Source organism: Aliiglaciecola sp. SL4 (assembly GCF_041538045.1).
In the GTDB taxonomy this organism is placed as follows: Bacteria; Pseudomonadota; Gammaproteobacteria; order Enterobacterales; family Alteromonadaceae; genus Aliiglaciecola.
This window is the reverse complement of sequence record NZ_JBGOSE010000014.1, coordinates 75721-99613: the sequence shown is the minus strand read 5'-3', so window position 1 is coordinate 99613 and position 23893 is coordinate 75721. Positions and strand designations below refer to the sequence as shown.

At 40.4% G+C, this 23893-nt stretch carries 28 protein-coding genes; 11 read left to right on the top strand and 17 right to left on the bottom strand.

Going from position 1 to position 23893, the window contains the following annotated elements; translation table 11 throughout:
• Positions 1 to 60: 60 nt before the first annotated feature.
• The 11 genes from AB6T38_RS16840 to AB6T38_RS16790 form a co-directional block, all read right to left on the bottom strand.
• Entirely contained in the window at positions 61 to 624 is a 564-nt protein-coding gene (locus AB6T38_RS16840) for a PhnA domain-containing protein (protein ID WP_372548409.1), read from the bottom strand.
• Positions 625 to 723: 99 nt separating this feature from the next.
• Complete coding sequence (locus AB6T38_RS16835; RefSeq protein ID WP_372548408.1) at positions 724 to 1251, bottom strand: hypothetical protein; 528 nt, start codon at positions 1249 to 1251, stop codon at positions 724 to 726.
• Positions 1252 to 1355: 104 nt separating this feature from the next.
• The gene (locus AB6T38_RS16830; RefSeq protein ID WP_372548407.1) at positions 1356 to 1877 is read right to left on the bottom strand and encodes a lipocalin family protein; all 522 of its coding nucleotides are present in this window, start codon (positions 1875 to 1877) and stop codon (positions 1356 to 1358) included.
• 106 nt (positions 1878 to 1983) lie between these two features.
• Positions 1984 to 2445 (bottom strand): N-acetyltransferase family protein, encoded by a 462-nt coding sequence (locus AB6T38_RS16825; protein ID WP_372548406.1) that lies wholly within the window; start codon positions 2443 to 2445, stop codon positions 1984 to 1986.
• A 60-nt stretch (positions 2446 to 2505) separates the two neighbouring features.
• Positions 2506 to 3390, bottom strand: coding sequence for an alpha/beta hydrolase family protein (locus AB6T38_RS16820; RefSeq protein ID WP_372548405.1), 885 nt, complete (start codon positions 3388 to 3390; stop codon positions 2506 to 2508).
• Positions 3391 to 3445: 55 nt separating this feature from the next.
• Entirely contained in the window at positions 3446 to 4474 is a 1029-nt protein-coding gene (locus AB6T38_RS16815; RefSeq protein WP_372548404.1) for a methionine synthase, read from the bottom strand.
• Positions 4475 to 4505: 31 nt separating this feature from the next.
• Entirely contained in the window at positions 4506 to 5480 is a 975-nt protein-coding gene (locus AB6T38_RS16810) for a DUF1852 domain-containing protein (protein WP_372548403.1), read from the bottom strand.
• Positions 5481 to 5892: 412 nt separating this feature from the next.
• The gene (locus AB6T38_RS16805; RefSeq protein WP_372548402.1) at positions 5893 to 6423 is read right to left on the bottom strand and encodes a DoxX family protein; all 531 of its coding nucleotides are present in this window, start codon (positions 6421 to 6423) and stop codon (positions 5893 to 5895) included.
• Positions 6424 to 6432: 9 nt separating this feature from the next.
• Positions 6433 to 7173, bottom strand: coding sequence for a putative DNA-binding domain-containing protein (locus AB6T38_RS16800; protein WP_372548401.1), 741 nt, complete (start codon positions 7171 to 7173; stop codon positions 6433 to 6435).
• Positions 7166 to 8017 (bottom strand): DUF692 domain-containing protein, encoded by an 852-nt coding sequence (locus tag AB6T38_RS16795; RefSeq protein ID WP_372548400.1) that lies wholly within the window; start codon positions 8015 to 8017, stop codon positions 7166 to 7168. Before AB6T38_RS16795 ends, AB6T38_RS16800 begins: the two co-directional genes overlap by 8 nt.
• A gap of 15 nt (positions 8018 to 8032) precedes the next feature.
• Positions 8033 to 8386 (bottom strand): DUF2282 domain-containing protein, encoded by a 354-nt coding sequence (locus tag AB6T38_RS16790; RefSeq protein ID WP_372548399.1) that lies wholly within the window; start codon positions 8384 to 8386, stop codon positions 8033 to 8035.
• Between the two features lie 322 nt (positions 8387 to 8708).
• Between AB6T38_RS16790 and AB6T38_RS16785 the strand changes: the two genes are divergently transcribed.
• From AB6T38_RS16785 to AB6T38_RS16760, 6 genes are all read left to right on the top strand, one after another.
• Positions 8709 to 9254, top strand: a complete 546-nt coding sequence (locus tag AB6T38_RS16785; RefSeq protein ID WP_348492415.1) for a GbsR/MarR family transcriptional regulator — start codon at positions 8709 to 8711, stop codon at positions 9252 to 9254.
• A gap of 111 nt (positions 9255 to 9365) precedes the next feature.
• Positions 9366 to 10730, top strand: a complete 1365-nt coding sequence (locus AB6T38_RS16780; protein WP_372548398.1) for a cytochrome ubiquinol oxidase subunit I — start codon at positions 9366 to 9368, stop codon at positions 10728 to 10730.
• Positions 10727 to 11725: a cytochrome d ubiquinol oxidase subunit II gene (cydB, locus tag AB6T38_RS16775; protein ID WP_372548397.1), complete on the top strand. Its 999-nt coding sequence runs from the start codon at positions 10727 to 10729 to the stop codon at positions 11723 to 11725. The genes AB6T38_RS16780 and cydB overlap by 4 nt, the downstream gene beginning before the upstream one ends.
• A gap of 183 nt (positions 11726 to 11908) precedes the next feature.
• A complete protein-coding gene (locus AB6T38_RS16770) occupies positions 11909 to 12880 on the top strand; it encodes an aldo/keto reductase family oxidoreductase (protein WP_372548396.1) in 972 nt (323 codons plus the stop codon).
• A gap of 16 nt (positions 12881 to 12896) precedes the next feature.
• Positions 12897 to 15014 (top strand): alpha-amylase family glycosyl hydrolase, encoded by a 2118-nt coding sequence (locus AB6T38_RS16765; RefSeq protein ID WP_372548395.1) that lies wholly within the window; start codon positions 12897 to 12899, stop codon positions 15012 to 15014.
• Positions 15015 to 15029: 15 nt separating this feature from the next.
• Positions 15030 to 15419: a VOC family protein gene (locus tag AB6T38_RS16760; protein WP_372548394.1), complete on the top strand. Its 390-nt coding sequence runs from the start codon at positions 15030 to 15032 to the stop codon at positions 15417 to 15419.
• A gap of 37 nt (positions 15420 to 15456) precedes the next feature.
• Here AB6T38_RS16760 and AB6T38_RS16755 read toward each other — a convergent pair whose 3' ends face one another.
• Entirely contained in the window at positions 15457 to 15879 is a 423-nt protein-coding gene (locus AB6T38_RS16755; protein WP_372548393.1) for a VOC family protein, read from the bottom strand.
• A gap of 268 nt (positions 15880 to 16147) precedes the next feature.
• Here AB6T38_RS16755 and soxR point away from each other — a divergent pair, with 268 nt between their 5' ends.
• The 3 genes from soxR to AB6T38_RS16740 all read left to right on the top strand — a co-directional run bounded on the left by soxR (position 16148) and on the right by AB6T38_RS16740 (position 17394).
• Positions 16148 to 16585, top strand: a complete 438-nt coding sequence (gene soxR, locus AB6T38_RS16750) for a redox-sensitive transcriptional activator SoxR (protein ID WP_372548392.1) — start codon at positions 16148 to 16150, stop codon at positions 16583 to 16585.
• A gap of 242 nt (positions 16586 to 16827) precedes the next feature.
• The gene (locus AB6T38_RS16745) at positions 16828 to 17016 is read left to right on the top strand and encodes a hypothetical protein (protein ID WP_372548391.1); all 189 of its coding nucleotides are present in this window, start codon (positions 16828 to 16830) and stop codon (positions 17014 to 17016) included.
• A gap of 21 nt (positions 17017 to 17037) precedes the next feature.
• Complete coding sequence (locus tag AB6T38_RS16740) at positions 17038 to 17394, top strand: hypothetical protein (RefSeq protein ID WP_348492406.1); 357 nt, start codon at positions 17038 to 17040, stop codon at positions 17392 to 17394.
• Between the two features lie 39 nt (positions 17395 to 17433).
• Here AB6T38_RS16740 and AB6T38_RS16735 read toward each other — a convergent pair whose 3' ends face one another.
• Together AB6T38_RS16735 and AB6T38_RS16730 are read right to left on the bottom strand one after the other, a co-directional pair.
• Positions 17434 to 18630, bottom strand: a complete 1197-nt coding sequence (locus AB6T38_RS16735; protein WP_372548390.1) for a tetratricopeptide repeat protein — start codon at positions 18628 to 18630, stop codon at positions 17434 to 17436.
• 92 nt (positions 18631 to 18722) lie between these two features.
• Positions 18723 to 19472 (bottom strand): ferredoxin--NADP reductase, encoded by a 750-nt coding sequence (locus AB6T38_RS16730; protein ID WP_372548389.1) that lies wholly within the window; start codon positions 19470 to 19472, stop codon positions 18723 to 18725.
• Positions 19473 to 19648: 176 nt separating this feature from the next.
• On the opposite strand from AB6T38_RS16730, the gene AB6T38_RS16725 reads away from it, so the two are divergent.
• Together AB6T38_RS16725 and AB6T38_RS16720 are read left to right on the top strand one after the other, a co-directional pair.
• Entirely contained in the window at positions 19649 to 20713 is a 1065-nt protein-coding gene (locus AB6T38_RS16725) for an agmatine deiminase family protein (protein WP_372548388.1), read from the top strand.
• A gap of 1 nt (position 20714) precedes the next feature.
• Positions 20715 to 21608 (top strand): carbon-nitrogen hydrolase, encoded by an 894-nt coding sequence (locus AB6T38_RS16720; RefSeq protein ID WP_372548387.1) that lies wholly within the window; start codon positions 20715 to 20717, stop codon positions 21606 to 21608.
• A gap of 129 nt (positions 21609 to 21737) precedes the next feature.
• Here the strand turns inward: AB6T38_RS16720 and AB6T38_RS16715 are convergent, their stop codons facing one another.
• From AB6T38_RS16715 to hemH, 3 genes are read right to left on the bottom strand one after another with little or no spacing between them, the layout of a single operon-like run.
• The gene (locus AB6T38_RS16715) at positions 21738 to 22346 is read right to left on the bottom strand and encodes a glutathione S-transferase family protein (protein ID WP_348492401.1); all 609 of its coding nucleotides are present in this window, start codon (positions 22344 to 22346) and stop codon (positions 21738 to 21740) included.
• A complete protein-coding gene (locus AB6T38_RS16710; RefSeq protein ID WP_372548386.1) occupies positions 22333 to 22767 on the bottom strand; it encodes a DUF4112 domain-containing protein in 435 nt (144 codons plus the stop codon). Before AB6T38_RS16710 ends, AB6T38_RS16715 begins: the two co-directional genes overlap by 14 nt.
• Positions 22764 to 23843 (bottom strand): ferrochelatase, encoded by a 1080-nt coding sequence (gene hemH, locus AB6T38_RS16705; protein ID WP_372548384.1) that lies wholly within the window; start codon positions 23841 to 23843, stop codon positions 22764 to 22766. Before hemH ends, AB6T38_RS16710 begins: the two co-directional genes overlap by 4 nt.
• Positions 23844 to 23893: the final 50 nt, after the last annotated feature.

Sequence of the window (23893 nt, the reverse complement as noted above, 5' to 3'; positions counted from 1 at the left end):
AAACACAACATCCACGGCATAAATGCCGTGCTACAGCACCTAGGGCTGCAACAACTACAATTATGATTTTTTGGTATACGCACTAATGATCACAATTCGCTGACCATTCACTTTACCTTCAATATGTTCTGGATTACTGCTCAAGGCAATGCCTCGTACTGCGGTTCCGCGCTTGGCGGTGAAGTTAGCGCCTTTCACATTGAGATCTTTTACTAGGGTGACAGTATCCCCAGCTTGCAGCGCTGTGCCGTTACAATCTAAGGTTGGCTCATCATTTAATTCAACTAGACCTGACTCAGCCCATTTAAGCATTTCTTCATCTAGATATAACATATCTAACAGGTCCTGAGCCCAGCCTTCAGTAGATAACTTTTTAAGCATGCGCCAGGCAACGATTTGCACTGCTGGCACTTGACTCCACATACTATCGTTTAAACAACGCCAGTGAGTCATATCCAATTCTGCATCACCCGATATTTGAGATTGGCATGTTCCGCAGACTAAAATACATTTATCAGCATGGGCCTCTTCTGGCGGCACTTCATATACAACAAGAGAGTCGGTGGCACCGCATAATTCACAGGCTTGGTTACTGCGAGATAAAAGAGTTTGTTCAATAGACATGCTAAAACCTTTGTGGAATGGAATTTAAGCGGCGATATTATGCATAAAAACCACAAAATTTCTATGGTTTTATGCATTAGGTATAGTTTTTAGATGAAATTATGGATTGGCAAGCGAGACTTTATTCATTTCATCGCGCTGAAAACTGATAGTTGCGGGAGCAACTCCGAAATTTTCAGGTGTATTATTTCCTCTTAATGACTGAATGACACTGAGTAACGAGAAATGGTGAATTGCGTGACTTGATACGAATATTAATTCTCTTGCTAAAGTAGAATGTACTCGTGCCTGTTCGACCTTGTTTGTGTTAACTTCACTGCTCACCACGAGCTCCATATTAAGGTCTTGTTGGCAAACATTCTCTAACCAAGCTTCAATTTCTTGCCATTGCGTTATTGCAGCTTGTGGGCAGCTTTCAGTTTTAGTATGCCTATTTCGCTTATCGTAATCGATAAACTTAAGGTCAAATCCATTCTTTAAGGCCAGATAGTGATCAAGAATGTGCCGCATATGCATACCAGCGCTTCCGGATAAGTGTGGTTTTAAGATCTCTTGATATTCATTGATATCAGTATTTGTTAAAAATTGCTTGGCTTGGCGCACAACTTCAAGCTGACTTTCGAGCATGTTATTCCTTCCGCGTTCTTCTGGTTTCAAATTTGCTTTTTAGCTAAGACCTTTATACACAAATAATAATTTCAATATATATGAATGAAACCCAAAGTCACTGGCTAATTATGGTCAACGAAAATCAATTTTGAAATATCGTAACCTGCGTCACTGGCTTCTTGAACTAACATGTCTATGGTTGATTTTGGCAATGCTTTATCCCTGCTTAGTATCCAAAGATACTCCCGATTGGGGCCACTCACTAAGGCATACTGGTAATCATCTTGATCAAGAAAAAATATAATATAACTGGAGTAAAACGGACCGAAAAAAGATACCTTTAAATGTCCTATGGACTCTTCGCCGACAAAATAAGCTTTGCCCTCGGCCTCTTTCCATTCGCCATTTTCAGAGTTAAAACCACGATTAATAACACTCACGCCACCATCAGCCAGAAGCGCATATTCGGCAGTCACACGTTGGAGACCTTCTTCAAAACTATGATCAAAACGCGCAATTTCATACCAAGTACCTAAATATTTATTTAGGTCGAAATTCTTAACGGGCTCTATCCCTTTAGGAATTGAGGTGCATGAAACAACGAAGAAGCTCACAACTAATAGAAAGAAGAGTTTTAATTTCATTAACTTTAAACTTAATTAACTAAATAATTATAAATGTTATAACGTGTGAATCGAACTTTTGTATCACTTATTTGAATTATAAGCTTAATTTTTAAACTCTGTAAGGTTAAAGGTTCAATTTCATTTCATAAGTTGATTCAGCAAAACCTGCTTTTCGATAAGCTTTGATTGCTGACTCATTGGTGGCGTAAACATCAAGATAAAAGTCACTCAAATTTTGTTCTTTACCCCATGCAATTAACGTTTGCATAATTCGCTTATTAATTCCTAAACCTCGAAACTCTTGGGCTACAAACATAAAACCTAAATACACATGAAAATCATGTCTATGGGCAATCTTAGATTCACGAATTTGAGCATAACCCGTGGCGATTATTTCACCATCAACCTCAGCAACAGCCAAATACGAAGATTTGCTGGTTATTAAATTCTCGATGTCATAATAGACTGCATCCTTTGTTTTTAATATGGGGTTAAAGGGGCGTTCAGCCGCAATCAACTTTTGCTCTAACTCTATTAATTTTCCAAGGTCGTCTAGTGTCGCTTTTCTTAAAGTTACATTTTCCAATGGTAGCATTCACCTAGTTTATTTTAGTTAACTGCATATAATCTAACGTTAAGCATAAATTTAATGTAACTTTTCTACTAACCATTGCAAGGTAATTTTCTGTAGAGTTGCGTGTTGTTTTGCTTCTGGATCGAAAACATTAAAAATATGATCAGCTCCTTTTAGGATCACTACTTGGGCATCTTCTGAGCCTACTCGTTGTATTAACCTAACGGAAGAATTTGCATCGACAAGCGTATCAGCACCACCAGCAATAGCTAAAGTGGGGCCATGATATTCGACTAAACCCGTGAAAGACTTTTGTTTTTTAACTTGCTCAAACCATTGCAAACTTAAGTTCAACGGCCCCCGCCAGTCGAAGGTCAATGGTGCAAAACCATTATCCAATGCTTGTTTATAGTAGCGATGAAATAAACTTGAAAAGGGCTCTATGCCATCACCAGCTACCGATGACCAAGTAACTAAAGCGGCGAGTTCTGGGTGTTCTATTACTAATAACTGAGCAATCAAGCCGCCTTGGCTAAATCCTAAAACGGCGATGTCATCACTATCTATTTGGGGTTGTTCCCTTAAAAACTGCCGCGCCCTATTTGCATCGGCAAGCGCACTGTCTAAGGTGTATTTTAGGTAATCTACTTGACTATCGCCGGTGCCAGCAAAATCAATTCTAATTGATGCAATTTGATTGTCTCTTAGCTGTTTGGCGAGTAATGCATATAGATCACCCACCTCATTTTTGTTCGACGCAGTTCCGTGCAATAAAATCACAGCCGGATATTTGCCTGTTTCTGATGGTGTAGAATAAATTGCAGGAATTTTATATTCACCATTATCTAATAATACCGGTGACTCGCCACTTAAAACCTGAGTAGCGAAAAAAATTTGCAAGTAGAGTAAGTATTTAAAGAAGTGCATAGAATTTATGTTCACAGCCTTGTTTATCATTTAGTTAACTTAGGTTGCGAACATAAAGATAGATATTAGTTAAGTTGAGCCTGAGTTAACTTGAGAGCTCTATTCGCAATATATCAGTCCCTGCGCTTAACGCAGCGAGTTTAGCCCTGGCCACCTGTTGCGGCAAAGGTGCCATGCCACAGTTGGTCGAAGGGTAGAGCTTATCAGCATCGACGAACTCTAAGGCTTTTCTTAGGGTATTAGCCACTTCTTCTGGCGTCTCTATGGTATTGGTTGCAACATCAATAGCGCCTACCATTACCTTTTTCCCCCTCAAGAGTTCAATCAAATCCATGGGAACACGTGAGTTTTGACATTCCAATGAAACTATATCGATATTCGACGTTTGCAACTTAGGAAAGGCTTTTTCATATTGTCGCCACTCTGAGCCCAACGTCTTTTTCCAATCGGTATTAGCTTTTATGCCATAACCATAGCAAATATGTACAGCAGTTTGACACTTAAGTCCTTCAAGTGCTTTTTCCAAAGTGGCAATACCCCAATCATTTACCTCATCAAAAAACACATTAAAGGCAGGCTCATCAAATTGAATAATATCAACACCAGCGGCTTCTAACTCTTTTGCTTCTTGATTAAGAATTTTGGCAAATTCCCAAGCTAACTTTTCGCGACTTTTGTAGTGGCTATCATACAAGGTATCTATCATAGTCATAGGGCCAGGTAGTGCCCATTTTATAGGTTGCGTAGTTTGTTGACGTAGAAATTTCGCATCTTCTACAAACACCGGCTTTTGACGGGTAACAGCGCCAACTACGGTGGGAACGCTGGCGTCATAGCGGTCACGTATTTTAACGGTTTTACGCTTTTCAAAATCAACACCATCAAGGTGCTCAATAAAGGTAGTTACAAAATGCTGGCGAGTTTGCTCACCATCACTGACGATATCAATTCCTGCTTGTTGTTGATCTTGCAGTGACAAACGCAGAGCATCTTGTTTACCCGCAATTAGTTCTTCATCTTGCAACTTCCAAGGTGACCAAAGCGTCTCAGGCTGCGCCAACCAAGAAGGTTTAGGTAAACTGCCAGCAGTAGAGGTAGGAAATAGAGTTTTCATAATAAATAGCGTCTTATTTTTAAGTTAATGTTTAGGCGTAATTAGCAGACCACTGCTCAAGTACATTTTGATAGGGTTTGATGAAGTGCTCTTCGGCAAATTTCCCTTGCTCACTTGCCAATTGGCTGCGCTCTTCTCGGTCATACACAATTTGGGTAAGAGAATGATCTTGATTCTGCAAATTTGGTTGATAACACTTTCCAGCCACCGCATTGGCGTTATAGATCTCAGGCCGATAGATTTTCTGAAAGGTTTCCATGGTGCTGATGGTACTGATCAGCTCAAGGGCTGTATAATCATTCAGTAAATCACCACAGGAATAGAAGGCCAAAGGCGCAACACTATTAGCGGGCATAAAATATCGAACCTGCAAACCCATTTTTTTGAAATACAGTTCAGTTAATGATGAATCGCTTGGCCGATATTCAACCCCTAAAATCGGATGCTGATTTTCAGTTCGGTGATAAATCTTGCTATCCGAAACGCTAAGGCAGATAACCGGTAGTTTTTTGAAATGCTGCTTGTAAGAATTTGAATTAATGAAAGATTTAAACAGTTTACCGTGCAGTTCGCCAAAGTTATCAGGAATGCTAAATTTCGGCTGATTCTTGTTATGCTCTAACAACAAAACGCTGAAATCATAATCTCGTAGGTAAGAAGAAAAGTTGTTACCGACAATGCCTTCGATACGTTTATTGGTTCGATGATCTACAATATTCGTTTTTAATATTTCAATAGATGGGAAACTACGACCACTGCCTTCAATGTCAATATCGACGGTGATGATATCTAGTTCCACCGAATAACGATCTCCTTGAGGGTTATCCCAGCATGCCAAGCCGTTAAAACTATTGTCGATCATATTTAGTGCATTACGTAAGTTCTCTTGACGGCTCTGTCCCCTTGCCAAATTAGCAAAGTTGGTGGTGATACGGGTGTTGTTTGAAGGATGATAGTTTTCATCAAAAGCAATGCTGTTAATGGTAAATATAAAATCTTTATTCATGGTGATTTGTATCCAATTTATCTGAGATAAAACCTAAATTTATCGCCTGTCATTTTTGGACTTTCCAACTTTATGTTGCGGCTTTACTGAGTCTATTGCCGCTTTGCCAGCACCTTGATTAATGCTGCAATCAAGAACCTACTGCAATCTTTATAAAAGTTAGAAGTCAAAGGAGAGTGTGTTTTATACGCGGATCAATACATGAATAAAAATGATATAATTTCATAAACACATGAATTACATTCATGAAATGGAAAATGCTAATGATTTAGTTGACGTTTTCGATTTTCTAATAGCAGATTAGGTGGAGAAGGTAACTTGCATAGCCATCCTTTTGAAGGTGACCATAACTCGTTTTAACAACCAGTTTAGTTAACCCGGATTCAAGTTAACTAAACTGCAAAGGGGTAGATTATGCAACTCGTTTTTCGAAGCCAAATAACTTATCGAGAGATAACCTTCCTGGCCCCATACTAAGTACAGACAGCAACGCTATGAACCACCATACTGCGGGGTTCCACCAGTGCTCCCAAGTCGGGAATACAGCTAAGCTAATAAATAGCGTCATTCCAATCAAACCTGCAGCACCAACTCGAGTTAAAAATCCTAAAGCAAGCATAATAGGTAGCACTATTTCAGCAACTCCTGCAGAAACCGCCAGGGTTTCAATAATTGATACAGTTGTGGACCCTTCAACATAATCTAAAGTTATTGGGTCACATAGCAGTAAAGCACCTTCGCGGACTGGATCTGGACAGAAAAACTCATATAAAAACAAATCGTACTTATCAGGATTAAAGCTGAGAAATCCATTCCACTTTGTCAGTCCTGATTGAAAAAATACACTCGCGACCAATAATCTTGCGAGTAATAAATAAATATCGGTAAGGTACAAGCTAAGTTTAGCCGTTAACCCAGCATAAAGGTTAATGAGTTTTATCATATTTTTCTCTTAAGTTATTAATTTATTAAGGAGTAACTGACTAAATATTTCGCTAATATCTATTGGACCATTTTGCATCGCCACTTGTGCTGCATCCCCTAAGGTTTGACCAGCGTAAATACGAGAAATAAATAAGTGTTCTGGTTCAGAAATTTGTCGATGTAAAATGCGGCCATTGTCTCGCCACAATAAAATATTTTCATGGTTATGTTCTATGGCGACTTGTTCGCTTAGTTCGGCAACTTTTAGCTGTGACCAAAGAGACAATACCGTCCAGTCATTTTGAATTAATTGCACACTGGGATGTAAGGAAAGTGATTTCGATTCGATGTCGTCAAACAATGATTCAATCTGATCTTGGCTTAATGAAGGTTTCTCATCCGCAAAGTAGGCATGATACCAAGCACGATCCAATTTACAGATGTCCCACAAATAGCCAAGTTCAGGGTGACTATCTAGCATGGAGTCCCGAACATAATCAGGGAAGTTTTCACCGTACTCAGCTAAAACTGTGGTTGTTGGTGGATGTGATAAACAGAACTGCCTAGATAAGGCTTTAAAAAAATCTTCACCTAATAATTTCTCACCACTTGGATACTTGCGCAGTAGCGCATCAATGCAACTACTTATAAAGGTATTCCGATAGACTGCCAAACGACGGGTATTTATAGTGTCATCAAGATGTTCGACGATATCCACTAAATCTCCGCTTTGCACGTAATTCATTAAAGCTAAATGAAAATCACTCATAGCCAGCATTTTTGTTATTTTGCAGAATTAAGTTTCGCGCGATATTACGTTCTGCCAACAATACCTTAAAGGATGGTAAGTTCGCATCTCTTTCAATTAGCACCGGACACGGGCCTATATGGCTTAATGCATCATTTAGCAGCGCCCAAACACCACTTGCTACCTCACTATCATGGGAGTCGATTAGTAGATCTTTTTCAACAGGATCTACTGAATGCCCAGCCACATGAATCTCACCGATGACTTTCCTATCGAGAGCACGAATATATTTAATGGGGTCAATTCCTGTATTGTTCGCACTGATGAATAAATTATTTACATCTAGCAAAATACCGCAGCCCGTTTTACTCACCAGTGACATCATAAAATCGCTCTCTGACATGTCAGATTTGAAAGTAAGGTAGTTAGCCGGGTTTTCTATCAATATTGGACGCTGAATAGCATCTTGTAACTGTTCAATATTGTTAGCGGTGCGAATAAGGGATTCAGAGGTAATAGGCGTTGGCATCAAATTAGCTAGATAATTGCTATCAGTGCCCGACCACGCAATGTGTTCAGAAAAAGCGGCTGTGGGCACCGAGTTAACTAAACTGGTTAGTCGTTTGAGATGTTCGGTGTTAACTGGTTTAGGACCACCAAGAGACGCACCAACACCGTGAATACTTAACGGAAACTGCTGTGCAATATCCAGTAATTTTTTGAGCCTAGGCCCACCCTGCATTAGGTAATTTTCTGCATGTACCTCGAACCACAAATGACCATCAACCCTGCTAGGAATGTCATCAAAATGCTCTGGTTTTAAACAAATGCCCGCATCTACGGGCAATTTAGTTAACGCTTTCATCTAAAAGTTAACGTACTAAGCGATAGGCTTTTTAGAGCCAGTGCCATCAGGTGTTACTATGAATTCACACGAACCTTTAGGCGAGTAAGTCCAGGCATTTTTTTGGAAATCAACGGTAGAAGTACCTTCACAGCTTGTTCCTGCACCTGCTTTACAATCGTTTTCACCAGCTAAAGCAATCCCGTAACATTTATCTTTACGTCCGCGTAATCTTTTACCTTCTTTCCATTCTTGGAAAGCGACTTTTACTTTTTCAGGTGTCCCTTCAGCAAGAGATAATTGGTCATTTGGTTTAGCAACAGCAACTTGAGAAGCCGCTAAAGTCGCACCGATAAGTAATGCAGTTTTTATTGAGTTGTTATGTTTCATAAGTTCTATCCTCAAGAATATTTAATTGTGAAAAACGAGCTCTTATCTGAGCAGTGGAATCCCTTATGTAAGTTCTAGACCTTTAAACTTTCTCTAAAATTTCAAAAAAACATTTCAATGAACAATTTAAACTAGCGAAAGTTGATTAAAAAACGCACAAAAAACATCAAGTTCAATATTAATTTCAATTAGCTAGCCCTTTCACCAAAAAGCAAAGTTGCTGGCTAATAAACACAAACAAATAAAATAATAATTGATCTACATCAATTAATGTTTATAATTTTCAGAAATTACTGAAACTTCAGAAAAGAGATAATTCACAATGAAAATGACACCCATGATAGAGACCTTCGTTATGCATTTCGGTGAAATGGGCAGCCGTTGGGGATTTAACCGCACGGTTGGTCAAATGTATGCCCTTTTAGTCATAAGTGAAGAACCATTGAGTGCAAATGACATTGCTGAAGCCCTCAATGTATCCCGCGGCAATGTCAGCATGGGGTTAAAAGAATTGCAGGCCTGGCGCTTAGTGCAAATGCATCATGTTCCTGGTGACCGAAAAGACTACTTTAGATCCTTAGGCAGTATTTGGGATATGGCAAACAAAGTGTTTGAAGAGCGTCGCAAGCGGGAAATTGAACCGACTATGAGCGTACTTAGAGACACCCTGTTAGTCACACCAGCAAATCCACAGGAAGAATATGCTCAACAGCAGCTACAGGAAATCCATGATCTATTAGAAAACGTAACCCAATGGAGTGAAGAGTTGCAACGCCTGAGCCCAGAGAAGCTATCAACTCTAATGAAGTTAGGTTCCGGGGTGGGGAAAGTTTTAGATATGAAGGATAAATTTTTAAAAAGCAGTTAAATCAAAAGCGTACAAGTTAAACAGCAGATTATCGCCGTAAGCAGGATTAAATACATCGGGTTTTAAATATACATTAACAACGGCTAAAATCAGCGCCGCTAGGGGTTATCAATGGCAGACGTAATGCTACTCTCTCGCATTCAATTTGCAGCAAATATTAGTTTTCATATTCTATTTCCAGCGATAAGCATTGCTATGTGCTGGATGCTATTTTATTTTCGTGTTCGTTTTCACATAAGCAAGCACCCAGTTTGGATGCGGATCTACCGCTTTTGGGTAAAAGTGTTTGCCCTTACCTTTGCAATGGGCGTGGTCAGTGGTATTACTATGTCATTTCAATTTGGCACCAACTGGCCGGGCTTTATGGCCACAGTGGGTAATATTGCAGGGCCGCTTTTAGCCTACGAAATCATGACTGCGTTTTTCTTAGAAGCCACGTTTCTAGGTGTCATGTTATTTGGTATTAATCGTGTGCCACCTTGGCTTCATACCCTTTCAACCTTCATTGTAGCAGTAGGCACATCACTGTCCGCATTTTGGATATTAGCCCTTAATTCATGGATGCATACTCCCACAGGTTTCGAGATGCGCGATGGCGTGGCTTATGCGGTCGATTGGTTTGCAATCATTTTCAACCCCTCATTCCCTTACCGACTAGGGCACATGTTATTGGCCTCTGGACTAACCATATGCTTCTTAATTGCGGGGATTTCGGCTTACCGAATTCTTCGCGGCGACAATAAAAAAGCGCCAAATTTAGCCTTAAAAACCGCGATTTTCTTAGCTGCCATACTCACTCCGTTACAAGTAGTAATGGGTGATATGCATGGCTTAAATACCTTCGAGCATCAGCCTCAGAAAGTGGCCGCAATGGAAGGAGTTTGGGAAACCACCAATGGCGCACCACTGTTGCTATTTGCTGTGCCAGATGAAGAGCAACGCACCAACCATTTAGAGATTGCGATACCTAAAATGGCGAGTGTGATTTTAACCCATGACCCTGACGGACAAATTCGAGGCTTAAACGAGTTTGAGGGCAAACACCCACCCGTTAAACCTGTGTTTTATGGGTTTAGAATAATGGTTGGTTTAGGCATGTTGATGTTATTTAGCAGTTGGCTAGCAAGCTTTTTCTTGTGGCGCAAAGGTGCTCTCGCCCCTTGGATGTTGAAGTTTTTTGTTGGCATGACATTTTCAGGCTGGATAGCCACCTTAGCAGGTTGGTATGTCACTGAAATTGGCCGTCAGCCTTATTTAGTCAGTGGAATTTTAACTACCGCAGATGCAGTAACAGATATTGCACCAGAAAATGTGGGGGTAAGTTTAGCCATGTACTTATCCCTCTATGCTTTCTTGTTATTTGCTTACATCAAGACCTTGTTTTACATGGCTAGAAAGTCAGTGGAGATTGAAGAATACGATGCGGCGGAATACACACCTGCCCGCACAATCACACCTGCGGAGGCCAGCCAATGATTTTAGATCATCAGTTACCCATCATATTTGCCGGTTTAATGGCGTTTTCTGTGCTGGTATACGCCATTCTCGACGGTTACGACTTAGGCGTGGGATTGCTTCTACCCATGGATAATCAGCAACAAAGAGACAAAATGATCGCATCCATTGGTCCGTTTTGGGATGCAAACGAAACCTGGTTAGTGTTGGCGGTTGGTTTAATGTTAGTTGCTTTTCCCAGTGCCCACAGCATTATTTTAAAGGCCCTTTATTTACCTACCGCCATATTATTGATTGGTTTAATTATTCGCGGTGTTTCTTTCGATTTTAGAGCCAAAGTAATTGCTCATAAAAAAGATCGTTGGGACAAGCTCTTTATATTGGGTTCTTTCATTGCCGCAGCAGCCCAAGGTTACATGTTGGGCATGTTTGTAATGGGGTTCGAAATTAGTCTAGAGTCTGTTGCATTTAGTCTGCTCAGTGCCGCTGGTGTTGCCATGGCCTATGCACTCATTGGAGCCTGTTGGTTAATCATGAAAACGGAAGGAGAATTGCAAATACGCTCTGTGAAATGGGCCAAAAATGCAGGAAAGGTCTGTTTAATAGGAATCCTCGCTGTGTGTATTATTAACCCATTAATTAATTCATTTGTATTTGAGCGTTGGACCCAACCCCCCTTGGCGTATTTAATCGCGTTAGTGCCTATATTATGTTTCGCGTTTTTTGTAATTGGTTATTTTACCTTGCAAAAATTACCCCTAAAAGATGATGCTGGTTGCTGGTTGCCCTTCGTTCTTTGTACGGCTATTTTCACTTTTAGCTTTTTAGGCCTCGCCTTTAGCTTTTATCCTTTTGTCGTACCCGGGGAGCTTAATATTTGGCAAGCCGCCAGCGCACCAGAGTCTTTGCGAGTCATATTATATGGCGCACTGATTGTTATCCCCTGTATTTTTGCTTACACCCTATTCTCGTATCGTGTGTTTTGGGGGAAAGTGAGAGATTTAAAATATCATTAGCCGGCCGTTTTTAGTGATGGCGAGGCTTTTACTTTACAGGGTCCCTTAAACTTTAAGGAGATAATTAAAAATACAGGCCAATTCAACCGCAAGCTTGAATTGGCCTATCGCATACGTATTCAATGTAATCTTTTTGTAAACGGATTAGAATAAACAAATTACTTCAGTTTAAAAGACATTAGCATGAAACAAATACCGTTAAATTCGTATTTTCCTAGCATGAGCCCGATTTCTTTGGGCTGCATGGGATTAGGCGGCACTTGGGGAAAAGCTCCCTTTGAATCCAAACACGTGAAACAAGCCCACAACGCTGTTGATGCGGCACTAGAAACAGGAATTAACAACTTCGATCATGCCGATATTTACACCATGGGCAAAGCCGAACAGGTGTTTGGAGAAGTGCTAAAAGCCCGCCCAGAATTAAGGGAAAACATTTTAATACAATCTAAATGTGGAATTGTATTTGAAGATGAAAAAGGCCCTAAACGTTTCGACTTTTCCAAAGAGTATCTGCTGAAATCGGTAGATGGCATTCTTAGTCGTCTTAATACTGAATATATTGATATATTTCTACTCCATCGCCCCGACCCTCTGATGGACGCCCACGAGGTTGCTGAAGCTTTTTCGATTTTAAAAACTAATGGTAAGGTCAAGCACTTTGGGGTATCGAACCAAAATTTACACCAAATGAAGCTATTACAGCGTAGTCTTGACGTACCGTTAGTGGCCAATCAAATTGAATTAAATTTAACCCATTTAGATTTTTTAGAGGATGCAGTACTGGCTAATCACCCTCAGTCAAAAGACTTATCCTTTGCTTCCGGTACCATGGAGTACTGCCAATTAAATAATATTCAAGTGCAAGCTTGGGGCAGTCTTTGCCAAGGCGCATTAACGGGTAAAAGTTTAGTTGGCCAAGACGAGCATATTCAACAAACTGCTAACTTAGTGTGCAAACTAGCAGCAGAATATCAAACATCACCAGAAGCCATTTTGTTAGCTTTTTTAATGCGTCACCCAGCTAAAATTCAACCCATTATTGGTACGACAAATACCATGCGGATCAAAGCTTGCGCTCAAGCTGCACAAATTGAATTGTCGAGAGAACACTGGTATTCATTGTTTGTTACTGCTCGTGGTTGTGAACTACCTTAAAAAAAGAGAGCCCATCATGAAATCATTCAACACCCTATTTGCTTTAATCTTTGCCAGCTCTGTTTTATCTGCGTGTTCAGAACAAGGCCAATCTGTTGCAGAAACAGAAAATCCGCAACCTGCACTAGAGCCAATCAACTTAACTTTCCCTGATATTTATAATGATTATCTAAACCGAGATGTGCGTGACGATATTTTTTACTTTGTGATGCCTGACCGTTTTTATAACGGTGAACCAGAAAATGATATGGGTTCTGCAACCACTTCAATTTCTCAAGGGGGTTATGTTATTGATGATATGAAAGGTTTTCATGGTGGTGACATTAAAGGTCTGGAGCAAAAATTAGATTACTTAAAAGATTTGGGCATTAGCGCAATCTGGATGACCCCGATTTTACGCAATAAAGCCATTCAGAATGACGGCTATGGACACCATGGATACTGGATCCTAGACTTTACGCAAATCGACCCGCACTTCGGCAGCAATCAAGATCTAAAAGATTTAATCAGCGCCGCCCACAATAAGGGTATTAAGATATTTTTCGACATTATTACCAATCATACTGCGGATGTGATTAGTTATCGCGAATGTCATAATCCCGATGGTAGCTACAAAGGCGAGCCGACCTGCCCTTATAAATCTACCGCTCAGGTAGAAGCGGGTGACAAGTACACGCCATTTATTCCATCAGGCTACGAAAATGTCAAAGTACCCGCTTGGTTAAATGATCCCAAATATTACAACAACCAAGGCGATAGCATTTGGCAAGGTGAAAGTGCTATTAATGGTGACTTTTCAGGTTTAGACGACTTGAATACAAAAGATCCACAAGTGCTTGCGGGCATGATTGATATTTACAAAAACATTATTAGCGAATTCAAGCCAGATGGGTTTCGGATTGACACAGTAAAACACGTGGATATGAGTTTTTGGTCCACATTCAGCCCTGCAATTTTAAATCATGCAAAACAACAGGGTATTCCTAACTTCCATATTTTTGGTGAAGTCTATAGTGCCGATCCTATTGAACTGAGTAGTTATACCACGATAGGTAAAATGCCTTCAGTATTAGACTTTGGCTTTCAAGCAGCTGTAACTGATGTTTTTTACCGCAATAAGCCTGCCTCAAAGATAGTCCAGTTATTTGAAGATGATGACTTTTACAATGACAACGACAGCCAAGCTGATGTATTAATGAATTTTTTAGGCAATCACGATATGGGACGTGCAGGTTTGTTTATAAACCAGAGTTTGCCAAATGTGTCTGAACAAGAAAAACTCAAACGCAATATACTATCCCATAGCTTCATGTACTTATCTCGTGGCATTCCAGTCATCTACTATGGCGATGAGCAAGGTTTCGTCGGTACGGGGGGAGATGTAGGCGCGCGGGAAGATATGTTTGCCTCACAAGTTGCGGCATATAATCAATTGGATTTGCTTGGCACAGATGCAACAACAGCTTCGGAGAACTTTGACCAAAACCATCCCATATATCGAGCGTTACAGACCCTCGCCCAATTACGTATGGACCATCCAACACTGCGTCGTGGAGTCACATTTAACCGCCCGAGTAAAGGCAGCCAGTATGCATTTGCCATTTCACGCGTGGACAAACAAGATGCCACTGAGTTTTTATTAGCCTTTAACCCCATGAATGAACCACAAACCATTACTTTGAGCGCCAATCATAATGGCTATCAATGGATAGCGGGTAGCAATCAATTCAGTATGGATGGCGACGTTATACAAATTACCCTGCCAGCTTTAAGTTATTCAGTTCTTAAAGCAAACTCGGCAATAGAAAATACAGAAATAGGAGCTCTGGAGTTTTTAGGCTTTGAAAAACAACAACGAGTCATACGTTTTGACTATCAGCTTTCACAGTTGCCTGCCAATTCACTCCCCTTACTGGAGGTAACTACTGAGGTTAAAAACTTACAAGGAGAATATGAAGTTATTGCAAAAGACAATACGCCTCCTTATTCAGCCATAATAGATAGGCAAAAATTTAACGACTATGCGCCCAAAGAGATTCGGGTTTCGATTAGCAATTGGCAAGGAAATATTCGAGTAGACACCTTCTCACTTGAAAAAAGCGCTGGTATAAAAGAATCACTTACCCATTATTAATAACTTAAGGCAAGTATGACTAAATTAAAGGGCTTCCATCATGTGGCGATTATATGCAGTAACTACGCGCGCTCTAAAGCCTTCTATACCGATATTTTAGGGTTTGAAATATTGGCAGAAAACTATCGAGCGCATCGAGACTCCTATAAACTCGACTTAGCATTACCCGATGGTAGCCAAATAGAGTTATTTTCATTCCCTGGCGCGCCGCAACGGCCCTCAAAGCCTGAAGCACAAGGACTTCGGCATTTAGCATTCAAAGTAGACTCGGTGAGTGATTTTTGTGATTACTTATGGCAAAAAGGTATCACGCCAGAACTAATTCGAATTGATGAATATACAGGCCGAGCCTTTACCTTTTTTGCCGATCCAGACGATTTACCGTTAGAGATCTATCAAGATTAAACTTCAAAGGATAATCCCCTTTTTTCACCCAGCAAGGTTAGTCGTCTGAATTATTTCGTTGACTGGGTAGGTCAGTTAAATATTCAACAAACTCTATTTCAAAGCCACTAGGATCGATGAAGTAACAGTTTTTCCTAAATTGATTTTTAGCCCCAGAATTATGGGGTAGAAAACCCGCACTCCGTAACCGTGATATTACAGCCGAGATATTCTTAACTTCAAAGGCCATATGAGCAAGTCCTACCTGGCTTCCCTTTAAATCCCGATTTTCACCAATTCCATTGTCATTAAAGGTGAGATAGTTATATTCATCACCAAAATGTAACCAGCTTCTTTGTGTACCGTACCAATTGGCCTCACCTTGATTGCGAATAGTCCAATGGGGAAAGGCCGCTTGATAAAATGTTAGTGTTTCGAGCATGTCCTTAACGACAATGTTGATATGTTCTAAGCGGATCATCGTTTACCTCACTTTAATTGCATTGTGTTATTGAACAAACTTAAAAAATTGTCTAATCGACCTGTTGAAGCCTTTTCTAAACAAAATTTGAGCTGAGATGACGTTTCACTTTGTGTTCCTTTAATTTGTGCCTGTTTTGGATGACTAGCTTGCATATTAACTCCTCTAATTGTTTTTAGTATTGACGATGGATACAGAATAACCCCTCAAGTTAACTTGAGGTAAAGCGCTTTTTTTCATATTCTTAAAAAAAGTTTAAAGGAGCAGCATGGCAGTGAGAGAGCTAAGCGTAGGATATGTAGCCAAACGTTGTGGCGTGAAAGTATCTACGTTGCATTTTTATGAACAAAAAGGGTTGATTCAGAGTTGGCGAAATGCCGGAAACCAACGACGTTATGAAGCCGACGTATTACGGCGAGTTTCGGTTATAAAAGCAGCGCAAAAATTAGGGATTAGCTTACAAGATATCAAACTCGCTTTTGATACCTTACCGCTTTCAAGAACCCCAACAAAACAAGATTGGGCAAAACTTTCTAAAAGTTGGCAACAACAACTCGAAAAACGAATTCAAGCCATGATAAAACTAAAGGACTCGTTGGATGGCTGTATTGGTTGCGGATGTTTATCCATGAAAACATGTCCAATTTATAATCCTGAAGACAAGTTGGCAGTGGAAGGTCCTGGCCCTGTAATTTTAGATCGCTAAGATACGCCGCACCACTAAGCCTAATTTTTAGCAGTGACTGTCATCAAAAATAAAAAATTTATCGTAAAAAAAATTTGAACCCCTTAATTGATAAGATTGTTTACCAGTTGAGTGCTTTCTTTCTCTAGGCTGAATATAATTTCAACAAAAACACTTGCATCCCCAATAAATATCTTCAAAATATGCAGGCAGTTAGCTTATCGTTCTAAGCTACCTATGAATACTAAGACAAAAGGAATGTCATGATTAAAACAGAAGCGTCATTGGAATGTTTGTGCCCAATTTGCTTATCAGCAAACTCCCTCGATAATCATCAACAAGAAATAATGAATCAGCCTCAAACTATGCGCTGTGAAAAATGCATGTCGAGTTTTGAAATTATCATTGCCAACGGTGTAGATGATGTTAAGAATGTGATAGTGATGGGGTAACAAAATTTTCTAGAGGTTAATATGATTTACGTTTTTCACGCACAAGATAAACTAATGCGCTTATTGGAAAATGTGGAAAACGAAAGAGCCCTTATTTCTACTGTCATTAAAAATATAGATTTATATCAGTTAGCAACGCGAGTTAAGCATTCTGAATTAGATATCGCATTTGCAGCTTCTGGCGGACCAACAACATGGGTAAATGGCGATAATTTGGCTGTCGATTATGCGCCGCAACCTAATAGAAACTCTATGTTTGGTGATGTTTTAGTAGAAATGGCAAATGGATATGCAAACTTATCCACTCCTGCGGGATTTATTCCATTAATCGATGTTATTGAACGTAATGGTCAACTGTTAAAAAAACAGCTTAATTAACTGCTTTTTAAATATAGCCTAATCAACCTATAGTCGATGCTAGTGTTCAACTGAAATCACGCTAGATTTCGCTTTGTATAACACTTTATCTTGAGGCGTAAACTTCAGCTCCACAGCTTTATCCATAAACTCCTTAGCTAATTTTGTCCTACCCATCTGATAGTAGGTTTTGGCGGCACCGAAATAACCTTCATGGAGATAGGGAGCCACCTTGATAGATTTTTTGAAGTACCTTAAGGCATAGGTAAGTTCATCATTATCAAAATGTTTGTTAGCAAGATCATACCAGCGGTAGGGGTTATCATCCTTCACAGAGTTTAGTTTATCCTGAATTTCCGATAGCTCTATCTGTCGCCCCTGTTCCTCTAATAGCAACGCATAGTTACTCAGGATGTTGACCGAACCCGAAGTATTATTTAATGCGTAATGATAAATTCTCTCAGCGCTAGCCTCATCACCAAGGCTTTTATATAACACCGCTAAGGTGTTTAAAGTTTCAGGGTTTTGAGTATTCAACGCCATGGCTTTGGATAGCAGCGCATAGCTAAGGTCATATTCTTTGGCAACTAAACTGTCTCCTGCCAAATTTTGATAAAACATGGATATAAATTGAGATTCATCTATGTAATCGCCAGTTACGTTGCCTTTTTCAGGAAAGTAATCGATTATCATTTTTTTTCTAGCAATAACAATTTCATTCTTTTTCAGGGGTGTTTGCGGTGCAAATACAAAAGTTCTGACGTGCGAGGACAAGGTCATGACATTATGAAAACGTTGATATATTGGCGCTGTATTAACCCGTTGGTAGCGAATATCTAAATCAACCAAATTCACCAATGCGGCGGTTAAGATCGCCAAAGAAAGACAATTTCCACTGTGCTTTGTTAGTGCAACGGACGCCGTGTAAGTATCACCCCGGTAGTCAAACCCATAAAGAATCATTTCTAAATAATTATACAGACGTTCATGTTCTTCAATGTGGGCATTTTTTTCTGCAAAATAATACTTTGTGAAGTCTTCTTGCTGTTGAGCTGTCAACTTAAAAATATCATCTGTGGAGGGCACATCTTGTGGGATAAATGAGGTAGATTGCCATTTCAACGGTGCTATGTATGGTTCGCTCTTATCTGTTGAATTATCCTTCACCACTGCATCAGTTGTTTGGCACGCCACTAATCCGACTAACAATAGGACTAATCCAAAAACTTTAGCTACAAATAGTAGATTTCTTGTCATTTATACTACCTTTACCGATGCTTGATTGACTGCTCATTCGTTACAGCACCGGTTGTTGAAATTATGACTTAACGCGAACCATGCAACGCCTGCTACCAATACCTTTCTAAACTAATTTGTCCTGGTGAACGGCGCAAATGTTTTTTCAAACCAAAGCTTTCAAGCACCCCTAAGGTATCCTTAATCATATCGGGGTTTCCACATAACATGACTTGGCAAATAAGGGGATCAAACTCCAATCCGCATTTATGCTGAATCTCGCCTTTTTCGATTAACTCAGGTATACGCCCTTTTAATGTATCTGGGTTCACTTCGCGACTAACTATAGGAACAAAATGAAATTGCTTAGACTTGTGACTTAGCCAGTGTTGAATTTTGTCTGAATAGGCTAAATCAGTCTTTTGTCTTGCCCCATAAACTAGCACGACATTTGTATATTTTGTCCAAACATCTTCACCTTCTAATATCGAAATAAAAGGTCCCACTCCAGTTCCTGTGGCGACTAAAAACAATGTTTGGCTGTGAGGTACTTCATCTAAAACTAAGAACCCCGTGGCAGGTGACATGATTTTCACCTCATCGCCAATTTGGAGTTCATGTAACTTAGGAGAAAGGCTGCCATCTTCCACCGGCACGGCGATAATTTCTAAATATTCCGCATTTGGCGAGTTCACCAATGAATAAGGGCGGGACAAAACCGTATTATCAGCCTGGGTGAGTCCCACTTTGGTAAATTGACCGGCTTTAAATTTAGGAAACTCAGCACATTTGAATTGCAAACTAAACAAATGATCATTCCAATCTTTACGGTTCACAACTTTTCCATCATGCCATTGCGCCATAATTTGCTCCAACTTTGATAATCATCTCCTTACGTTAACATGCCCGTCGCTAAAGTCCATTGGCTGCATCATCAAAATTCCGGCAGTTTCCGTTGCTTCTTAAGCTATAAAAATGTACCCCTACAATATGCCTTAAGGTTATAATTTAAGTTGAATGCCACTAACCCAATAACGCAATGAATCCAGAATTGATATTGCTGCCTGAATGGTATGCACAGGAAGCCGTAATTTTAGCTTGGCCAGATGAAAAAACTGATTGGGAACCTTGGTTAAAGGATGTCAGGAATACCTACAAGCAACTAATTGAAGCCATTACCCACAACGATACAGGGGTGATTCTACTCATTAGAGAGCAAGAAGTAGACGCTGCCAAATTGCTTCTCAAAGATTGCCGAAAACTTATGTTGGTAATTACTCACTATAACGATACTTGGTGTAGAGACTACTGTTTTTTGACGGTTAAGCAGGAAAGTACCATGCAACCTATAGAATTCATATTCAATGGTTGGGGCAATAAGTTTGATGCCAACTTGGATAACAAGGTTAATACCGCTGTGTTAGCGAATTTGTGTAAGCAACCCCTTAAAAGTGTCGATTTGGTGGCTGAGGGTGGCGCTTTAGAAATCGACCAATACGGTCACTTGTTGTCTACGGCTATGTGTTTACAAAACCCCCAGCGCAACGGCAGTATGAGCAGCGCCACCTATCAAGCTATGTTTAGCAAACACTTAGGTGCAAGTCGAATCAGTATTTTAGAAAATGGGCATCTAGAGGGTGACGATACAGATGGCCATATCGATACCTTGGTACGATTCACTGAACACTCAGGTGTGGTCATTCAGTCTTGCTTCAATCGGCCGAAAGATAGTCACTCTAGTGGCTTAAATGCCTTAGTCAAAGAAGTGAAAGCACGCTTACCTGAACATGATATTTTTGAACTCCCCTTACCATACATACTCAATGAAGTTGGTGAGCGCTTACCTGCATCTTACGCTAATTTTTTAATTTCAAACCAACAGGTGTTGTGCCCTATTTATCGTCAACCTGAAGATCAATTGGCGTTGGAAATCATCGCAAACGCCTACCCAGGATTTCAAATCGTGGCTATCGATAGTTTGCCTTTAGTTCAACAATTTGGCAGTGTGCACTGTATTAGCATGCAGGTTCCTAAGGGAACGTTAAAACCTGAGGTGCTCGACAACCTTAGAGATGGCTTAACTGTTTATGGATATGAAGCATAAAATGAACAAAAACACCTTAAAAGTAGGCTTGGTTCAACAAGCCATTAGCAGCAACGACAAAACCCAAAACTGGGAAAACAGCGCAAAACAAGTGGCTAAACTTGCCGCTGACGGCTGTGAATTAGTGTTGTTGCAAGAACTCCATAGTACCCTCTATTTTTGCCAAGAAGAGAATACCGACTACTTTGATTTAGCAGAAACTATTCCCGGCCCCGCTACAGATTATTTCGCCGAGTTAGCGGCAAAACACAATATAGTGTTGATCACATCATTATTTGAAAAACGCGGTTCTGGTTTATACCACAACACTGCCGTGGTGTTTGACCGACAGGCAGGGATGGTGGGCAAATACCGGAAAATGCACATTCCAGATGATCCTGGCTTTTATGAAAAGTTCTACTTTACGCCTGGCGACTTGGGATTCGAACCCATAGATACCAGTGTGGGTCGACTAGGAGTGCTAGTGTGTTGGGATCAATGGTATCCAGAAGCTGCAAGACTAATGGCGATGGCGGGTGCCGATATGTTGTTTTATCCTACCGCTATTGGTTGGGACAACACAGATACGGCAGAAGAAAGGCAACGTCAATTTGACGCTTGGCAAACTATACAACGCTCACATGCTGTGGCCAACTCAGTACCAGTGATTGTCGCCAATCGCACAGGATTTGAAGCTTCACCAGTTGCTGGTGATCCCGGCATTCAGTTTTGGGGACAGAGTTTTATTAGCGGTCCTCAAGGTGAAGTGCTTGCGCAAGCAAGTAGCGAAAACGAAGAAACCTTGATGGTAGAGTTAGACTTAGCCAGAACAGAACAGATCAAAAGGATATGGCCCTATTTCAGGGACCGTCGAATTGACGACTATCAAGATTTAACTCGTCGCTGGCGTGATTAAGCGCTATCTATGGATTTTTGGAAATTAGCATAGTTTAAATGACAACTAGCACTTAACCTGCTGCGTATTGCGTGTTGATTAAATGCTGGTTGTTTTATTGTTTTTGCAGAATAACTAATGGATGACGAATTAGGCACTCGCACTGGGTCTGGCACTAACCGCCTTATACCAGCGCTGTAAATTGACTTGTTCGTCGGTCATCTTAATTTGTACCACTCGAGCAAAATCAATTGCACACATAGCGGTGATATCGGCTATAGAAAACTTGTCGCCAACAATAAATTCGTTAGTTTCTAGACGTTTTTCCAGAACTTTCAAATACTTACTTGCAGAAATTCCAGCGACTTTGCCGTACTCGGGTACAGGGGTCATGCGATCTTTAAAATAACCGGTTGAATGCTGAAAGCACATACCGACTTGCATGAATAAAGCAAACTCAACCTGGCGCTGCCACATTTCGATTTGCGCCTGCTCTAGTGGCGTAGTTCCCATCAGTGCAGGTTCTGGTTGCAATGCTTCGAAATAACGACAAATTGCTACTGATTCACCAATACAAGTGCCATCGTCTAGCTCAAGAATAGGCACTTTACCAATGGGATTTTTCAGTCGCATTTCAGGGCTGATGTTTTCCCCCTTTTGCAAATCTACTTGCACATATTCCATGTCGATGCCTTTTTCGGCAAGAAATATACGTACTCTTCGTGGAGTAGGCGCTGTATGGGTGTCATATATCTTCATTTTTGGTGTCCTGCCAATTAGCCAATTTTTCTTGAGTATGAGCATCGATAGCTGCTTTATTTTGACTCAGCCACCAGCGCTCCATTATTCGCACATTTGCTTGATTAGATTTGTAAAATATATCTGCAATATCACCGACAAAAGGCACTAAGCCTAATACAAAATCGATCAAGCTATTTTTTAGCATTTTCAAAATCAGAGCCGTTGGCATACCTATGGTTTTGCCCATGATAATAATCACCGCCCCAACAATGAACATTATCAGATCTCCAACTCCCGGAATAAGGCCAATTAGGAAGTCGAGGCCAAATTTTACTTTTGTATAAGGGATACGCACTGCAGTATCAGACATATTGCCAAGTTTTTGCGCAACCACTAAAGCTTTTGGAGCGGCAATGGAACCTGGTGAATTGTCATTCATAGTGTTGCACCTTGATTTTTAGCTAGTTGCGATCTAGTAGAGTTATCAGCGACTGACTCCCATCCATGCAAATTGCTGGCAAGAATCGAAGCCATCATTTCGATATGAGCGGGGTCATCATTAAGGGCTGGTATATATTCGTAACGTTTTCCGCCGGCTTCCAGAAAATAATCTCGATTCTCTACACCGATTTCTTCTAAGGTTTCTAAACAGTCAACGGAGAATCCCGGACAGACCACCTGCACAGACTCAACACCTTTAGCAGGAAGAGCTTGGAGGGTGTGATCAGTATAAGGTTTTAGCCACTCTTCGCGTCCAAATCGAGATTGAAAACAAATCAAAAATTGGTCTTGTTGCAAACCTAAGTTTTCAGCGATTAAACGAGAGGTTTTATGACATTGACAAAAATATGGGTCGCCATTGGTTAAATAACGCTGAGGAATACCGTGGTAAGAAAAAATGAGTTTGTCAGCTTGTTCATGTTGTTGCCAATGTTGACGTATTTTATCCGCTATTGCTTGAATATAATCAGGGTGATCGCAATATTGCGAAATAAAGCGTAAATCTGGTATCCAACGACGCTTTTGGAAATCATCAGCCACTGCATCAAAGGTAGAAGCCGAAGTTGATGCACTATATTGAGGATACAAAGGCAGTACAACTAATTTACGTACACCCTGTTGCATCATTTTTTCCAGTGTTCCAGAAATGCTAGGGTAACCATACCGCATAGCAAAGTCAACTACGACTCCCTCGCCATGGGTCTCTTGCATTTTCTTTTTCAACGCAGCCGCTTGATTTTTTGAATGGGTCATCAGAGGCGAGCCCTCATCTTCCCAAACAGTGGCATAGGCTTTAGCTGAGCGCGAAGGGCGAATATTTAAGATGACTAGATTCAGGATCATCCACCATAACAACCTGGGAATTTCGACTACTCTAGGATCGGATAGAAATTCTTTTAGATAGGTTCTAAGAGCCTTTTTAGTCGGCGCTTCTGGTGTACCTAAGTTGGTAATCAATACACCTACTTTATCCGCTTGGTCGTGCTTAAATTTGGGGCTGCCTGAATATTTCATTAATGACTTGGTCTCAATTTTATAAGTTTTACGCACCAAAACCATGAATG

Coding starts and splice junctions, on each gene's coding strand:
- AB6T38_RS16715 (WP_348492401.1), bottom strand. CDS start 22,346: ATGAAGATATATGACACCCATACAGCGCCTACTCCACGAAGAGTACGT.
- AB6T38_RS16795 (WP_372548400.1), bottom strand. CDS start 8,017: ATGAAAGCGTTAACTAAATTGCCCGTAGATGCGGGCATTTGTTTAAAA.
- AB6T38_RS16830 (WP_372548407.1), bottom strand. CDS start 1,877: ATGAAATTAAAACTCTTCTTTCTATTAGTTGTGAGCTTCTTCGTTGTT.
- hemH (WP_372548384.1), bottom strand. CDS start 23,843: ATGAAATATTCAGGCAGCCCCAAATTTAAGCACGACCAAGCGGATAAA.
- AB6T38_RS16835 (WP_372548408.1), bottom strand. CDS start 1,251: ATGCTCGAAAGTCAGCTTGAAGTTGTGCGCCAAGCCAAGCAATTTTTA.
- AB6T38_RS16720 (WP_372548387.1), top strand. CDS start 20,715: ATGAACAAAAACACCTTAAAAGTAGGCTTGGTTCAACAAGCCATTAGC.
- AB6T38_RS16725 (WP_372548388.1), top strand. CDS start 19,649: ATGAATCCAGAATTGATATTGCTGCCTGAATGGTATGCACAGGAAGCC.
- soxR (WP_372548392.1), top strand. CDS start 16,148: ATGGCAGTGAGAGAGCTAAGCGTAGGATATGTAGCCAAACGTTGTGGC.
- AB6T38_RS16760 (WP_372548394.1), top strand. CDS start 15,030: ATGACTAAATTAAAGGGCTTCCATCATGTGGCGATTATATGCAGTAAC.
- AB6T38_RS16785 (WP_348492415.1), top strand. CDS start 8,709: ATGAAAATGACACCCATGATAGAGACCTTCGTTATGCATTTCGGTGAA.
- AB6T38_RS16745 (WP_372548391.1), top strand. CDS start 16,828: ATGATTAAAACAGAAGCGTCATTGGAATGTTTGTGCCCAATTTGCTTA.
- AB6T38_RS16810 (WP_372548403.1), bottom strand. CDS start 5,480: ATGAATAAAGATTTTATATTTACCATTAACAGCATTGCTTTTGATGAA.
- AB6T38_RS16740 (WP_348492406.1), top strand. CDS start 17,038: ATGATTTACGTTTTTCACGCACAAGATAAACTAATGCGCTTATTGGAA.
- AB6T38_RS16765 (WP_372548395.1), top strand. CDS start 12,897: ATGAAATCATTCAACACCCTATTTGCTTTAATCTTTGCCAGCTCTGTT.
- AB6T38_RS16805 (WP_372548402.1), bottom strand. CDS start 6,423: ATGATAAAACTCATTAACCTTTATGCTGGGTTAACGGCTAAACTTAGC.
- AB6T38_RS16730 (WP_372548389.1), bottom strand. CDS start 19,472: ATGGCGCAATGGCATGATGGAAAAGTTGTGAACCGTAAAGATTGGAAT.
- AB6T38_RS16840 (WP_372548409.1), bottom strand. CDS start 624: ATGTCTATTGAACAAACTCTTTTATCTCGCAGTAACCAAGCCTGTGAA.
- AB6T38_RS16815 (WP_372548404.1), bottom strand. CDS start 4,474: ATGAAAACTCTATTTCCTACCTCTACTGCTGGCAGTTTACCTAAACCT.
- AB6T38_RS16755 (WP_372548393.1), bottom strand. CDS start 15,879: ATGATCCGCTTAGAACATATCAACATTGTCGTTAAGGACATGCTCGAA.
- AB6T38_RS16735 (WP_372548390.1), bottom strand. CDS start 18,630: ATGACAAGAAATCTACTATTTGTAGCTAAAGTTTTTGGATTAGTCCTA.
- AB6T38_RS16800 (WP_372548401.1), bottom strand. CDS start 7,173: ATGAGTGATTTTCATTTAGCTTTAATGAATTACGTGCAAAGCGGAGAT.
- AB6T38_RS16770 (WP_372548396.1), top strand. CDS start 11,909: ATGAAACAAATACCGTTAAATTCGTATTTTCCTAGCATGAGCCCGATT.
- AB6T38_RS16780 (WP_372548398.1), top strand. CDS start 9,366: ATGGCAGACGTAATGCTACTCTCTCGCATTCAATTTGCAGCAAATATT.
- cydB (WP_372548397.1), top strand. CDS start 10,727: ATGATTTTAGATCATCAGTTACCCATCATATTTGCCGGTTTAATGGCG.
- AB6T38_RS16820 (WP_372548405.1), bottom strand. CDS start 3,390: ATGATAAACAAGGCTGTGAACATAAATTCTATGCACTTCTTTAAATAC.
- AB6T38_RS16710 (WP_372548386.1), bottom strand. CDS start 22,767: ATGAATGACAATTCACCAGGTTCCATTGCCGCTCCAAAAGCTTTAGTG.
- AB6T38_RS16790 (WP_372548399.1), bottom strand. CDS start 8,386: ATGAAACATAACAACTCAATAAAAACTGCATTACTTATCGGTGCGACT.